This window comes from Niastella vici (assembly GCF_002077945.1).
Taxonomy (GTDB): domain Bacteria; phylum Bacteroidota; class Bacteroidia; order Chitinophagales; family Chitinophagaceae; genus Niastella; species Niastella vici.
In genome coordinates this window covers 19,289-32,955 of record NZ_LVYD01000088.1, presented here as the reverse complement: position 1 = coordinate 32,955, position 13,667 = coordinate 19,289, and the positions used below count along the sequence as shown (strand labels likewise).

General features: G+C 44.6%; 15 protein-coding genes. 10 read left to right on the top strand and 5 right to left on the bottom strand.

Going from position 1 to position 13,667, the window contains the following annotated elements:
• Positions 1-41 precede the first annotated feature (41 nt).
• On the bottom strand, positions 42-866 hold the full coding sequence (gene folP / locus A3860_RS34145) for a dihydropteroate synthase (protein WP_081155057.1): 825 nt from the start codon (positions 864-866) through the stop codon (positions 42-44).
• Positions 867-979: 113 nt separating this feature from the next.
• Here folP and A3860_RS34140 point away from each other — a divergent pair, with 113 nt between their 5' ends.
• Genes A3860_RS34140 through A3860_RS34130 form a run of 3 tightly spaced genes read left to right on the top strand, consistent with a single transcriptional unit; the run spans position 980 to position 4,155 of the window.
• Positions 980-2,170, top strand: coding sequence for a BT_3928 family protein (locus A3860_RS34140; protein WP_081155059.1), 1,191 nt, complete (start codon positions 980-982; stop codon positions 2,168-2,170).
• 3 nt (positions 2,171-2,173) lie between these two features.
• The gene (locus tag A3860_RS34135; RefSeq protein ID WP_081155055.1) at positions 2,174-3,223 is read left to right on the top strand and encodes an ABC transporter permease; all 1,050 of its coding nucleotides are present in this window, start codon (positions 2,174-2,176) and stop codon (positions 3,221-3,223) included.
• Positions 3,224-3,255: 32 nt separating this feature from the next.
• Positions 3,256-4,155 carry an SMP-30/gluconolactonase/LRE family protein gene (locus A3860_RS34130; protein ID WP_081155053.1) on the top strand — a complete coding sequence of 300 codons (900 nt, stop codon included), beginning with the start codon at positions 3,256-3,258 and terminating at the stop codon, positions 4,153-4,155.
• A 43-nt stretch (positions 4,156-4,198) separates the two neighbouring features.
• On the opposite strand, the gene A3860_RS34125 is transcribed toward A3860_RS34130, so the two are convergent.
• From A3860_RS34125 to recF, 3 genes are all read right to left on the bottom strand, one after another.
• A complete protein-coding gene (locus tag A3860_RS34125) occupies positions 4,199-4,480 on the bottom strand; it encodes a DUF721 domain-containing protein (protein WP_081155051.1) in 282 nt (93 codons plus the stop codon).
• 56 nt (positions 4,481-4,536) lie between these two features.
• The gene (locus A3860_RS34120; protein ID WP_081155048.1) at positions 4,537-4,833 is read right to left on the bottom strand and encodes a hypothetical protein; all 297 of its coding nucleotides are present in this window, start codon (positions 4,831-4,833) and stop codon (positions 4,537-4,539) included.
• Between the two features lie 103 nt (positions 4,834-4,936).
• On the bottom strand, positions 4,937-6,019 hold the full coding sequence (recF, locus tag A3860_RS34115; protein WP_081155045.1) for a DNA replication/repair protein RecF: 1,083 nt from the start codon (positions 6,017-6,019) through the stop codon (positions 4,937-4,939).
• Between the two features lie 593 nt (positions 6,020-6,612).
• Here recF and pdhA point away from each other — a divergent pair.
• From pdhA to A3860_RS34075, 7 genes are all read left to right on the top strand, one after another.
• A complete protein-coding gene (gene pdhA / locus A3860_RS34105; RefSeq protein WP_081155039.1) occupies positions 6,613-7,608 on the top strand; it encodes a pyruvate dehydrogenase (acetyl-transferring) E1 component subunit alpha in 996 nt (331 codons plus the stop codon).
• 53 nt (positions 7,609-7,661) lie between these two features.
• Positions 7,662-8,360 (top strand): tetratricopeptide repeat protein, encoded by a 699-nt coding sequence (locus tag A3860_RS34100; RefSeq protein ID WP_081155037.1) that lies wholly within the window; start codon positions 7,662-7,664, stop codon positions 8,358-8,360.
• A 33-nt stretch (positions 8,361-8,393) separates the two neighbouring features.
• Entirely contained in the window at positions 8,394-8,900 is a 507-nt protein-coding gene (ribH, locus tag A3860_RS34095; RefSeq protein ID WP_081155034.1) for a 6,7-dimethyl-8-ribityllumazine synthase, read from the top strand.
• A gap of 10 nt (positions 8,901-8,910) precedes the next feature.
• Positions 8,911-9,636 carry a (Fe-S)-binding protein gene (locus A3860_RS34090; protein WP_081155032.1) on the top strand — a complete coding sequence of 242 codons (726 nt, stop codon included), beginning with the start codon at positions 8,911-8,913 and terminating at the stop codon, positions 9,634-9,636.
• 56 nt (positions 9,637-9,692) lie between these two features.
• Positions 9,693-10,169, top strand: coding sequence for an FKBP-type peptidyl-prolyl cis-trans isomerase (locus tag A3860_RS34085; RefSeq protein ID WP_317043517.1), 477 nt, complete (start codon positions 9,693-9,695; stop codon positions 10,167-10,169).
• Between the two features lie 146 nt (positions 10,170-10,315).
• Complete coding sequence (locus A3860_RS34080; RefSeq protein WP_081155027.1) at positions 10,316-10,675, top strand: hypothetical protein; 360 nt, start codon at positions 10,316-10,318, stop codon at positions 10,673-10,675.
• A gap of 262 nt (positions 10,676-10,937) precedes the next feature.
• Positions 10,938-11,465 carry an acyl-CoA thioesterase gene (locus A3860_RS34075; protein ID WP_158085451.1) on the top strand — a complete coding sequence of 176 codons (528 nt, stop codon included), beginning with the start codon at positions 10,938-10,940 and terminating at the stop codon, positions 11,463-11,465.
• A gap of 239 nt (positions 11,466-11,704) precedes the next feature.
• Here A3860_RS34075 and A3860_RS34070 read toward each other — a convergent pair whose 3' ends face one another.
• The gene (locus A3860_RS34070) at positions 11,705-13,564 is read right to left on the bottom strand and encodes a cytochrome c peroxidase (RefSeq protein WP_081155022.1); all 1,860 of its coding nucleotides are present in this window, start codon (positions 13,562-13,564) and stop codon (positions 11,705-11,707) included.
• Positions 13,565-13,667: the final 103 nt, after the last annotated feature.

The window sequence follows — 13,667 nt, the reverse complement described above, 5'->3', positions numbered from 1 at the left end:
GGATTAATCTCTCACTTCCTACTCGATAAGATATTTCTACATTATTGCAAACGGGAAATTAATGCTATCGCCTCTTTCGCTTCCTTTACATCATGCACTCTTAAAATATTGGCGCCATTGAGCAGCGCCACCGTGTTCAACACGGTAGTTCCATTCAGGGCTTCGGCAGGTGTTATGTCAAGGGTTTTATAGATGGTAGATTTACGCGAAAGGCCAACCAATATGGGTTTGTTGAGCATGGAAAGCATCGACATTTGCCTGAGCAGGGAAAAATTATGGTCAGGTGTTTTGGAAAACCCAAAACCCGGGTCAATGATGATATCGGTAATGCCGGCCTGTTGGCATTCGGCTATTTTCTGAATAAAGAAATCGAGCACTTCGCGGGTAATGTTTTCATAGGTTGCGTGTTGTTGCATGGTGGCCGGTGTGCCCTTTATATGTGTACATATATAGGGAACCTGCAGGGCGCCTGCAGTGGAAATGATGCCGGTGTCAACAGTGCCCGCACTTATATCGTTGATAATGGAGGCGCCGGCGGCAACGGCTTCGGCAGCTACCCGGCCATAATAAGTGTCAATGGATATAATGGCTTCGGGAAAATTATAATGCAGCGATTCAATGGCGCCGGTAACCCGCTGCAGTTCTTCCTCAACCGGAACAACGGTGCTGTTGGGCCGGGTGCTTTGTCCGCCAATATCAAGGATATCAGCCCCCGCCTTTAGCATTTGTTCAGCCTGTTTTAGCACACCTGTTTCGCCCATAAAACGGCTTCCTTCATAAAACGAATCGGGTGTGGTATTGATAATGCCCATTACGAGGGGGTTATCTATGACCAGTAAGCGGCCTTTACAATTCAGCGTATACATTTATGGTTTGTTCGTTACATTTGATTTGCAAATGTAGTTTGCAGATGTGTTTTACGGTACATTTGTTTACAAATGTACAGCGCGCTGAACCCATTTATGACACAATATTCTATATGAGAATTTTACTGACAATAACCCGTATCATCGTAGGTGTTCTCTTTATTTTTTCAGGATTGGTTAAAGCCAATGACCCACTTGGACTGAGCTATAAAATGCAGGAGTTTTTTGAAGTGTGGGGCTGGAGCTTTCTCGATAATTATACCCTCACTTTTTCTATCGCCATGATCGCGTTTGAGATCATTGCCGGGGTGGCCGTGCTGGTGGGCTGGCAAATGCGATTGTTCAGCTGGTTGCTGTTGCTGCTGATCGTTTTCTTTACCTTTTTAACCGGTTATGCGCTGTTCAGCGGAAAAATACGCGAATGTGGTTGTTTTGGTGATTGCATTCCCCTCACCGCCGACCAGTCGTTTATGAAAGACCTGCTACTGCTGGTGATGATCGGTTTTATTTTCTGGCAACGCAATAAGGTGAAGCCCGCATTAAATACGATGTTCAGCCTGGTAGCGCTTTTCTTCACTACCATTTTCTCCTTTGCCTTTCAATGGTACGTGCTGGTGCACCTGCCGGTAAAGGATTGCCTCCCTTATAAGATCGGCAATAATATTCCCGAAAAAATGCAGGCGCCGCCCGGTTCCATCCCCGATAGTACCGTAATAAGTTTTGTATATGAGAAGGCTGGCAAACAGGTGGAGTTCACGGCAGATAATTTCCCGGCCGATTATGATGAAGCCACCTATAAATTTGTAAAGCGGTACGATAAACTGGTGCGCAAGGGCAATGCATCTCCCGCCATAAAAGATTTCTCGCTGCAAACATTCTTTGGTAACGATACCACCCAGGCATTGCTGAATACCGATGAATACCAGCTGTACCTGTTCCTGAAGAATGGTTATACCATCGGTGACTGGACCAACCTGCTGGGTGTGGTGATGCAGCGCGCCGCACAGAAACATATAAATGGGTACCTGGTCACCAATGTGCCCCTTGAAACCCTTTGGCATAATGCGCCCGATGTATTTTATGCGTTTAGGCCATTGCGTTGCGATGCCACCGCCATTAAAACGGCGGCCCGTACCAACCCGGCTTTGTTTTTAATTAAAAAAGGAACTATTTTGAATAAGTGGAGCTATGCCGATCTGGAGCAGGCTTTACTGGTTGTAAACAATTTGCCGGGCAATGCACCTGCTGCCAGCCAGGAAGAAGTGCACAGCGATGCACCGGCCGACAGCACATTAAAACACTAACTTTTGATAAAATACTTCACACGACGGATCTTTTATGGCATTCTTGTAATGCTCGGCGTTATTGTGCTGGTATTTTTATTGTTCCTGGGGTTTGCCGATCCTTCGCGCCTGGTGAGCGGGCAGCGTGCCGATGCGGCCACCATGGAGAACATCAGGCATGAGCTGTACCTCGATCAGCCCAAATGGAAACAGTTTGTGCTGTACCTGAACGATCTGTCGCCCCTGGCCATTCATACCGACAGCGACATAGAGAAAAAGCAATTGAAAGGTTTCTTTATAGGCAGCGGCATCAATCTCGCAATAAAATTGCCTTATTTGCGGCGTTCTTACCAAACAAGAAAAAATGTAGGCGAAATATTGATGGAGGCCCTGCCCGGCACGCTGCTGCTGGCGGTTGCGGCCATGATCATCGCCGTTGCACTGGGTATTCCGCTGGGCGTGCTGGCGGCGGTAAAAAAAGATACCTGGATGGATACTTCTGCCATATTTACCAGCGTACTGGGTATTTCGGCGCCCTCATTTTTTATGGGCATCGTAATTGCGTACCTGTTGGGGTTTGTTTGGAGCCATTATACCGGTTTACATATGACCGGCAGCTGGCGCGATATGGATGAAATTACCGGCCGGCCCTACTGGTCATTACAAAACCTGTGGTTACCTGCACTTACACTGGGCATTCGTCCGCTGACCATCATTACCCAGCTAACGCGCAGCGCCATGCTCGATGTGCTGAACCAGGATTACATTCGTACGGCTTATGCCAAGGGTTTATCAAAAGGGGTGGTAGTTTGGAAACATGCGTTGCGCAATGCGCTGAACCCGGTGATCACCGCTATTACCGGTTGGTTTGCCGAATTGCTGGCCGGCGCTTTTTTCGTGGAATATATTTTTGGCTGGAAGGGGATTGGTAAAGTGACGGTAGATGCGTTGGAAAAACTTGATTTCCCGGTAGTGATGGGGTCGGTATTGATCACCTCTTTCTTTTTTATACTGGTGAATGTGCTGGCCGATGTGTTGTATGCGGTGGTAGATCCCCGGGTAAGGTTAGAATAAGTTGAATAACGAACGTTGAACTCAAAAAAACTATGCATAAATTTTTTATAACTGCAACTGCTATTGTATTGGTAACCGCCTGTCAACGGAAGGCAAATCCGCAGAAAGATTTTTCCAAATCATTGTTCCGGGCCGTTGATCAAACCGCTGAAAATTTATTTACCAAAAATTGCGAAGGCCCGGCAGTTGACAAAGACGACAGGTTATTTGTGGTGAACTATCAAACAGATGGAACAATAGGATTGGTGCATCCCGATGGCCAGGTAGAGCTGTTTGTAACGTTGCCTGGCAAAAGCGTTGGCAACAGCATACGCTTTAACGCGCAGGGACATATGCTGGTGGCCGATTTTGTTGAACACAATGTGCTCGAAGTTGATCCCGAAACAAAAGCGGTAAGCGTGTATTGCCACGAAGACCGGTTTAACCAGCCCAATGATATTTGCATCAGCAAAAAAGGGATCGTTTATGCTTCGGACCCCAACTGGCAAAAGCAAACCGGGCAGATCTGGAAAATTGGAAAAGACCGCAAAGCTGTTTTGCTGAAAGGTAACCTGGGTACTACCAATGGCATTTGTTTGAGCCCCGACGAAAAAACACTCTACGTAAATGAAAGCATCCAGCGCAAGGTATGGGCTTTCGAACTCGACGATAAAGGCGATATAAAGAGCGAACGCACATTTGCTACCTTCACCGATTTTGGCATGGATGGCATGAAATGCGACACCAAAGGCAACCTGTATATTACCCGTCATGGGAAGGGAACGGTGGCCATCTTTAACAGCGGCGGCCGTCAAATACAGGAAGTGGAACTGAAAGGAAAAGATGTAAGCAATATCACATTCGGCGGCAAAGACGGCAGAACCTGCTTTGTTACTTTGCAGGATAGAAAATGCATTGAGAAATTCAGGACTGATATTGAGGGGAGGCAGTAGCCCCTTGACGCTGAGACTATGTTCAGCGCAAGCGCACTCCCGGTTATTGAATCACCACATCTTTTATGACGTTTTCACCCAACGTTTCATTAACTCTTTTAATGATATTTTCTTTCTGATACAGCAGTTCCTGTTTCAGCGGGGCCATGGTGGTGGTGATATATAAGGTTTTTCCCTGTATCACTATTTTGTCGGTGTATTTGGCAATGGTTTTACCCATGATCTGTTCCCATACATCTTCGATCTGCAATGCCTGTATGGAACCTTTCAACCGGCTGTGGTTGAGGAAATATTTTAGCGCATCGCCTAATGAATATTCGCCCATGGATACAAATTTCTGGTTTATAGTTGGGATTGGCCTTCAAAGGTAGTGACAGTTTTTCATCCCACATTAAGCATTACAAAAATTATCACCAAAACTGCCGCATGAATAATAGCTGGAATGCCATTCTTTTTACCCCTGTGGAAGGTGAGGAAGATATTGTATAAAAATAAACCAAAAATAACGGGTATAAAAAGGAAAAAAGCTACAACACCCAGGCCTGGAACACAGGGGCCGCCGGGCGAGAGTCTGTTCAATACATCTATGGCCACAATGGCTATTGCATAAAAAATAAGCGTTGGCATCACCCGCTTAATTACCGACCATAATTTTTTATAAGAACGCTGCTCATTCATAAGAAGGGTTTGGGTAAAGGGCCTATCCCTTGCAAACATAGCCTGTAAAACGAAGAAGGGGATCGTTCCTGCATGTAAAACCTTCTTAAATATTTATAGTTAGTTACAGGCAAATCAATTGAAACGGCATTCCCAGGGTTTCAAAATGCATTTTGATACGATCAGCATGCGTATCAGTAATAAACACCTGGCCCAGGTTCTGCACACAAACATGATCGAGCAGGTTGTGCATGCGGCCGGCATCGAGTTTTTCAAACACATCGTCGAGCAGGAGCAGGGGCGGGAATTGTTTGGCCTGTTTCAGGGTTTCAAATTCGGCCAGCTTCATGGCAAAGAGCAAACTTTTCCGTTGTCCCTGGGAGGCCAGCGTCTTGAAAGGCTGGTTATTCAGCTGGGTACTGATGTCGTCGCGGTGAATACCGCCGCTGGTACGTTGCACGATGAGGTCTTTTTGGCGGAACCGCTGTAATAATTGCGCAAAATCGAATTCGTGCAACTGGCTTTCGTAGTGTAAGGCCAATGGCTCCGATTGGCCGGCGATCTGTGTGTAGAATTTTTCGACAAGGGGCAGGAAGGACTGCAGGAATTCTTTCCTTTTTCTATATATAAAAGCGCCGTAGCGGCACAGTTGTTCGTCGTATACCTCGAGCAGGCTTTGATCGGCGATCTTTTTTTCGGCCAGGGATTTCAGAAAGCCGTTGCGTTGCTGCAATACTTTATTATAATCCATCAACTGTTGCAGGTAGCTGGCGTCGAGCTGGCATAGGAGGGCATCGAGCAGGCGGCGGCGTTCTTCGCTGCCACCGGTTATTATTTGCACATCATCGGGGGCAATGATCACGCAGGGAAGTTTGCCAATGTGGGCGGCTAATTTCTCGTAAGGTTCATCGTTCACCGAAAATTCCTTGCGGCCTGTTTCGCGAAGAATACATACAACTTTCAGCGGTTCGCCCTGCAGGTTAAAATGGCCTTCGATGCGGAACCCGCCTGAGCCGTGTAAAATATTCTGGCTATCGCTGCGGGTAAAATAGCTTTTGGTGAAACAGCAATAGTAAATGGCATCGAGCAGGTTGGTTTTGCCCACGCCATTGGCGCCGCAAATACCTACGATCCGTTCGGTGAATGGAAAGTTACGGGTTTGGTAGTTTTTGAATTGGGTGAGTGATATGTTGTTTAAATTCAGCAACTAGGCTTTACATTTTCAATAAAAACCTGCAATATAAACACTGTTTGCGGTTGACTGAAAACTTTACTATCGCTTATAGGAACCGGTGGCTTTATAAAACAGACAATAGCTGCTTTTTTCTGGCAATAAGTTAGAAAGGGAGGGGTATAGGTGAGGATACAGCTAACTCAGAACGAAATCCATCTATTGCATCTTCAAAGCCAGCTATCGCGATGGCAAGGTCAACTATCTCATAGAAAAACAGCTATCAGAGAAAAAATATTAACTATTGCCCCTAAGGATACAGCTATCGCCCCTGAAAATCCGCTTTTCGCTGAAAAAAGGGGTAAACACCCCGCAGGTCCTGTTTTCGACCCGGGTTTTCGCCTTACAGCTTGATAATTTGTCAATTTTACCGGAAATATGTCCTAAATACAGCCATACCACTAATTTCCCACCCAAATAACTGGCTATCAAACCGTCTATTGGGCTTAAAATCTCATTTCCCAATTCCATAATTCCCTTTCTTACCCTATCTTTGCCCCCGCCTTTGCCAGCCTGCACCGACGAGTCGGGGGGCCCCGGCGGGGTTAAAACCTCAAATTTTTTATACTGTGGCTTCGAAATTCTCCAAAGAAACGTATTTGTACTGGTACGAGTTAATGCTCTTAATCCGTCAATTTGAACTGGCAGCCGAAGAAAAATATAAAATGGAAGGTAAGATCCGTGGCTTTTTCCACGCCTATGTAGGCCAGGAAGCTATCGCCGCGGGTGTAATGACCGCTACCCGCCAGGAAGATCCCTTTGTAACTGCTTACCGCGACCACGGTTTGGCCCTTGCAAAAGGGATGAGCCCTGAAAGCTGTATGGCCGAACTGTATGGTAAAGCAACAGGTTGCGCCAAGGGTAAAGGAGGAAGCATGCACTTTTTCGGTAAAAAAGAATATTTCTTTGGTGGTCACGGTATTGTAGGCGCCCAAATTGGAACCGGCGCTGGTTTGGCCTTTGCCGAAAAATACAAAGGCACAGACAACGTATCACTGACTTTCTTTGGCGATGGCGCTGCCCGTCAGGGTATTTTGCACGAAACATTCAATATGGCCATGACCTGGAAATTGCCGGCTATATTTATTTGTGAGAATAACAATTACGCCATGGGTACGTCGGTAACCCGTACCAGCAACGTACACGATATTTTTAAACTGGCCGATGCGTATGAAATGCCCGCCGATTCGGTTGACGGCATGAGCGCTGAAGCGGTACATGATGCCGTATCACGCGCTGTAAAAAGAGCCCGTGAAGGCGGTGGACCAACTTTACTGGAGATCAAAACTTACCGCTATAAAGGGCACTCTATTTCTGACCCGCAGAAATACCGCACCAAGGAAGAAGTGGAAGAATACAAACAACGCGACCCCATTCAACTGGTGCTGAACACCATTCAGAAAAATAAATACGCTACCAAAGACGAAATTGAAGCCATCAATAAACGCGTGAACGATACAGTGGCTGCATCAGTGAAATTCGCAGAAGAATCGCCTATCCCAACGGAAGACGAAGTGCTGAAAGACATTGTGCTGACGCCCAATTATCCGTTCATCGTTGATTAATATAACCTCTTTGCCTAAGTAAACAACATTGTACAACTAAAACAATATCATTCATGGCCACTGACGTAAAACAAGTGCCTGAACAACCAGTAGAAAGAACAACCGAAGATCGAATAGTGGATTCGGCCCGTGATTTCTGGGGTAAGAACAATAAAATGATCACCTACGTGCTTTCCGGTGTGATAATTCTCGTAGGCGGTTATTTCGCTTATAATAAATTCATGAAAGCGCCGCAGGAGACCAAGGCCGCAGAAGCCATCTGGAAAGCGGAAGACTATTTCAGAAATGATTCTTTCAACCTCGCATTGAACGGCGATGGGGTGAACGCTGGCTTTTTGAAAGCAGCTAAGAACTACAGTGGTACAAAAGCCGGCAACCTGTCGAAATTTTACGCAGGCGCCTGCTATTTACAACTGGGCGATTTCAACAATGCCATCAAATTCCTGAAAGATTTTTCTACCAACCAGGTTGAAGTGGAATTGCGCGCCACCGGTTTGCTGGGCGATGCCTATTCTGAACTGGGCAAAAAACAGGAAGCCATCGATTATTATAAAAAGGCCGGTACCATGTTCGATAAGGATGATGTGAATTCACCTGAATACCTGTTCCGTGCCGCCATGCTGAACCAGGAACTGGGCAAAAGCAAAGATGCTATCGAGCTGTTGCGCCTGATCAAGGATAAATATCCTAACAGTGACCGTGCAAGAACTGATGTAGACAAATACCTGGGTAAACTCGGAGATTTGAACTAAGGTTAGTGGTTGCAAAAACCGAAATAAAGAAACATGGCTGAAGTAAGCAATAGTAAGTTATTACAAATAGACACAGGCATTCAAAACACGAATGCCTGTGTTGTTATAGTACGCACCGAATGGAACGCCGCCATTATAGATGAGCTGGAAAAGGGTTGTATGACCGTTTTCAAAAACCAGGGCATTAAAGATGTAAAGGTGATCACCGTTCCCGGCGCCTTTGAAATTCCTTTTGGTATAAAAAGTTATTGGGACGCGAATAAATATAAAGATGACCGTCCGCACGCATTTATTGCCCTCGGCTGTGTGCTGCGGGGCGATACACCGCATTTTGAATATGTTTGCCAGGGCGTAACCAGTGGCATTACCCAATTGAACCTGACCTTACCGGTGCCTGTTATTTTTGGCATCCTGACAGTAGATAACGATCAGCAGGCGCAGGAGCGCATTGGCGGAAAACACGGCCATAAGGGAGAAGAAGCCGCCATCACTGCCCTGAAAATGATCTCTCTAACGCAATCATTCAAGAATAGCCATTAAAAGTGGTGTCATGAACGTTCAATTATTTATTCCCTGCTTTGTTGATCAGTTGTTTCCGCAAACTGCCTTTAACATGGTTAAAGTGCTGGAAAAAGCAGGTTGTACCGTCACCTATAATGCCAACCAAACCTGTTGCGGACAGCCCGCCTTCAATGCCGGCTTCTGGGACGATGCCCGCGAAGTATGTTCCAAATTCATAAAAGATTTCAGTGGAACCAGTACCGATTACGTAGTGGCGCCCAGTGCAAGCTGCGTTGGTTTTGTACGGAACTATTATTCCACGGTTTTTGAAAATACACCCCAACTGGGTGAAGTGCAGCGCCTGAAAGAACGCACCTACGAGTTCACCGATTTTCTGGTGAATGTGTTGAAGGTAGAAAATGTAGGCGCCAGCTTTCATGCCAAAGCTACCTATCACGATTCATGCGCCGGATTACGCGAATGCAAGATCAAAGAGGAGCCACGCAAATTATTATCAAACGTAAAGGGACTGGAACTGGTTGAAATGAATGATGTGGAGACCTGCTGCGGTTTTGGCGGTACTTTTGCAGTTAAATTTGATCCCATATCCATTGGTATGGCCGATCAAAAAAGCATCAATGCCAAAAATACCGGGGCAGACTGTATTATATCAACCGACCTGTCGTGCCTGATGCACCTCGATGGACATATCCGCAAAAAAGGAATGGGATTACAGACCATGCATATTGCGGATGTGCTGGCGAGTGGGTGGTAAGCCCCCAAGGGCAGTTTATAAGTTCTTAGTTCTTTAAGTTCGAGGCTCGCTAGTAAATTTCAAGGTTCAAATTTTACCAAAGAATCAAAAATTATTTTATGGGAATCGCAGATCGTTTATTCCAACAAAGAAAAGAAAAAGCAGAAGCAAACCTGAAAGCCGGAAACGACTTTCTGGAAGCCAATAAACAAAAACCCGGCGTAGTGGCTTTGCCCAGCGGGTTGCAATATGAGATCATTACGGAAGGCACCGGCATCAAACCAACGGCCACCAGTAATGTGACCTGTCATTACCACGGTACACTCATTGACGGAACCGTATTCGACAGTTCGGTAAAGCGCGGCCAGCCAGCCACTTTTCCGTTAAACCGGGTTATCAAAGGCTGGACGGAAGGCCTGCAACTGATGCCCGCCGGTAGCAAGTGGCGCTTTTTCATTCCGCCGCATTTAGGATATGGCGAGCAACAGGTAAGTGCGCAGATTGGCCCCAACAGCACATTGGTGTTTGAAGTGGAACTGCTGGGAATAAGCTAAAGAAGAAGAAATTTTAAATAGAAATGCCACGGTCTGTATTAGGCCGTGGCATTGTTGTTTATACTGCAAAATAATATTATACTTACATATTTAAACCCCTTCTATGAGCCGTTACGCCACCTTTTAATTCAAAACAGTATAGCCCAATGAAAACAAAGAAAATACTTATTCTGCTGATAGCATCCACATTCCTGTTCACCCAATGCGGCATGAAAAAATTGGAGAAACAGTCAATGGAGAAATTCAGCGATCAATACTTCAAAACTGCCATAGCGTTAATTGAATTGCATAAAATTCGCTTTGGCGAGTACCCCGAAACACTTGATAGTTTAAAGTTTATTGGCGACTGGGACCAAATGATCTTTACATCGGTTAAATATCAAAAGCTTGACAAAGGTTATGAGCTTGATTTAACAAATGACTTGTTTGGTAAGCCTGATTCTTTGGAATACCCCGCTGCGTTTTGGGAGGGGCTTGGGTTAGTAAGGTCGAATATGAAAAAGTAACGAGCCGCAGTATATGTGTACTAAACACAGGGATCCGATGACCTAATCAGCCCCGTGACAGTTATATCTTTTTAGGGAAATACAGATTTTTTTAAAAAAATTGAAATTCAGAAACGTTTACTTATCGCTTATATTCTCAGTTTTCTGATCTCCGTTAGCACATACTTCAATTATTCGGTCGCAAGGGTTGGAAAAATTTTTATCTTAATTGGTATGTAATTTGAGGGAAAAGTACCATTTACTTACTTGCTTACCTATGCGAATGCGCTTCCGCCTCCTAAAAATGATTATTGCTGCACTGCTCAGAAAGTGTGATCTTAACATCATTGATCAATCTGTTTTAAAGTTCAGGGTAATGCCCTGGGATTGTGATATTAAAATCGTTAGCAATGACCGTTACCATGCATTCATGGATCTCGGACGTATGGATCTTGTTATTCGCTGTGGATGGTGGCAGCATCTTTGGAAAAACAAGTGGATTTCCTTTGTCAAAACCGCGAACATACGCTATCGCTATCCTCTAAGACTTTTCCAGAGCTTTACCCTGCGAACCCGTTTTCTTTACCGGGATGAGCAATATTTTTGGATGTTACACGAATTTGAAAGAAATGGAAGAACGGTAGCCATCGCCATATCAAAAAATTCTGCCTGGGGCAAAAATGGTGTGGTAAAAACGAATGAAGCCCTGCAAGCACTAAACAAAAATTTTACCAATCCCGGAAATCCTTCGGAAATTGTTCAAATCATCAACGATTCAGAAACTCTTCTTCAAAAGATGCAAAAGACTTGATGACATATTATTGAAAAGGATGCTATTCGTGATGATTTGCAATATAAAATGCCTGCCAGATTACCAGTAAAGAAATAGATGTTTTTCAATTTTACTTCCAGGTTTAAATTAAGACTACTACTGGTCCACGTTACCGCCTGAAAGAAATATTTAGTAATTTTTTTACCTCCTGAAAATCACTTTTCATACCTTCTTTATTGTAATTGAAAAATAGACACCTATATGAGCCGGGGAAGCTGTTATTTAGCAGCACTCGTATCAGTAAGCGCCCTCATAAAAGCAATAACCTCACCGATCTCCTTTTTCGAAAGCTCCAATTTGTCGAATGGTAATGTTTGATTTTCCGGTGCAATTTTCAAACCCCTGCCGCCGCCCTTATTATAAAAGTCCATCACTTCTTCCAGCGTTGAAAACACCCCATTATGCATGTAAGGCGCCGTTAATTCAATATTGCGAAGCGTGGGAATTTTAAATGCATGCTTATGCACAACCGACCGGGTAAAATTGAATTTTCCCAGATCGCTGTCCAGTTCTGCATGCAGGCTGTCTTTAGTTTTTGGTACGCCCAGCACTTCCGACTCGGTTTCTACATAATCTGGAGGCACCAATCCATTGAACAAAGGCATAAAATGGCAGGTGCCGCATTTGGCCTTTCCCATAAAAAGATTAAAACCATTTTTTTCCGCAATGGTAAGTGTTTTGCTATTTCCCCGCATATACTGGTCGAACCGGGCATTCATGGCCACCAGCGAACGAACATACGATGAAATGGCATTGGCAATATTATACTGCGACACAAATTCTTTTTCATCAGGATAAGCCTTTTGAAAAAGCGCTGAATAGGTAGGATCGTTTTTTAATACCGCTACGCTTTCTTTTAGCGAACCTTTCATTTCTGTTTCATTGTGCACCACCTCGCCCAATTGATATTCCAGCACACTGGTGCGGCTATCAAAAAATTGCTTCGTCTGAAAAACGGAGTTCCAAAGTGTAGGCGTATTACGGGAAAGTGAGTTCTTTTCATCGATCGATAACGCGGTGATGTTCCCATCGGTAAATGCTTTTTGGGGTTGATGACAGGTGGCGCAGCTGCGTTTCTTTGTTCCGGAAAGTACAGGATCATAAAAAAGTAATTTGCCCAATGCCACTCTTTCCGGAGTCGATTTATACCGGTCATTCAGCGAGAAGAAATTAATATTAAAAGCATTGGGATCAAATATGGTTTTGGTGGCATTGAGTGGCCGCAACCCTTCCGGCATCAAGTAACCTGATTGCATGCGCGCCCTATAGATACCGGAAGACAGCCGGTTGGCACAGCGGGTAATGAATGTCAAACGATCGAAACCATTAAAAGAAGGAGACTTTGATAAAAAACTTTTTGCGCTTGTTATGGCTGCCATCAATTCCGGATATAGTTCCGGACCTGTTTTATCAAGGTTTGTTTTATAAATAGCCAATATTTCCTTTATGCCCTGTAATGTTGAACTGGCTTCGGGCAATGAATATTGTGCAACTGGTGAATCAAAACCACTGATGCCTAATGTGATCATCCGTAATACCGCTGCCCGCAAAGCCTCCCACACTTCCGCATCCCGGAATTTATATTGGCGGTCTGTTTCATTTTCCAACCGTTCAATATATTGTAGCAAATGTGCTGTTTCTTCTTTTACAGCAGGCATTGATTGCTCATTGCCAAAAAGATCTTCTTCCAGTACCTGGAATCCATGCGGTTTAATAATAACGTCAGGATTGTCATCTTCAGTTCGTGGCAAATTGGGACCATTTAAATATTGGGCTTCGTAAGCATTGAAGTATTCAATAAAAATGGCTGCTTTCTTATACGTCAATCTTGCCTGCCTGAATAGCTGCTGGCAGGCGCCACGATTTTTGGGGGTAGCAGGGAGCTGCTGAAGATCGTATACTTCCTGTTTTAGTTTTTTTAACTGTTGAAGATACCAGGCGTCCAGTTTTTCGTTGATGGCATTTGAAGGCGGCGCAACAAAATGAGCCGAACAAAAAATGATAAAAGGCAGTACAGCGACTGCAGTGATCAATCGATTCGTTTTTTTTGTATCAAATGGCTTTGCAAGCGTTTCCATTACCTGGGTTAATATTGGTATAAAGATCCAGTTTGCAAATCAATTACCCGAAATTAACTTTTTCGAAGTGAAAAAACCGGGTCGCTTTTAACGGACCCGGTTT

Excerpts from the sequence above, each read along its gene's own strand:
- folP (WP_081155057.1), bottom strand. The coding sequence starts at position 866 with ATGTATACGCTGAATTGTAAAGGCCGCTTACTGGTCATAGATAACCCC.
- A3860_RS34070 (WP_081155022.1), bottom strand. The coding sequence starts at position 13,564 with ATGGAAACGCTTGCAAAGCCATTTGATACAAAAAAAACGAATCGATTG.
- A3860_RS34075 (WP_158085451.1), top strand. The coding sequence starts at position 10,938 with ATGCGCTTCCGCCTCCTAAAAATGATTATTGCTGCACTGCTCAGAAAG.
- A3860_RS34120 (WP_081155048.1), bottom strand. The coding sequence starts at position 4,833 with ATGAATGAGCAGCGTTCTTATAAAAAATTATGGTCGGTAATTAAGCGG.
- A3860_RS34125 (WP_081155051.1), bottom strand. The coding sequence starts at position 4,480 with ATGGGCGAATATTCATTAGGCGATGCGCTAAAATATTTCCTCAACCAC.
- A3860_RS34080 (WP_081155027.1), top strand. The coding sequence starts at position 10,316 with ATGAAAACAAAGAAAATACTTATTCTGCTGATAGCATCCACATTCCTG.
- A3860_RS34140 (WP_081155059.1), top strand. The coding sequence starts at position 980 with ATGAGAATTTTACTGACAATAACCCGTATCATCGTAGGTGTTCTCTTT.
- A3860_RS34130 (WP_081155053.1), top strand. The coding sequence starts at position 3,256 with ATGCATAAATTTTTTATAACTGCAACTGCTATTGTATTGGTAACCGCC.
- A3860_RS34090 (WP_081155032.1), top strand. The coding sequence starts at position 8,911 with ATGAACGTTCAATTATTTATTCCCTGCTTTGTTGATCAGTTGTTTCCG.
- ribH (WP_081155034.1), top strand. The coding sequence starts at position 8,394 with ATGGCTGAAGTAAGCAATAGTAAGTTATTACAAATAGACACAGGCATT.
- A3860_RS34100 (WP_081155037.1), top strand. The coding sequence starts at position 7,662 with ATGGCCACTGACGTAAAACAAGTGCCTGAACAACCAGTAGAAAGAACA.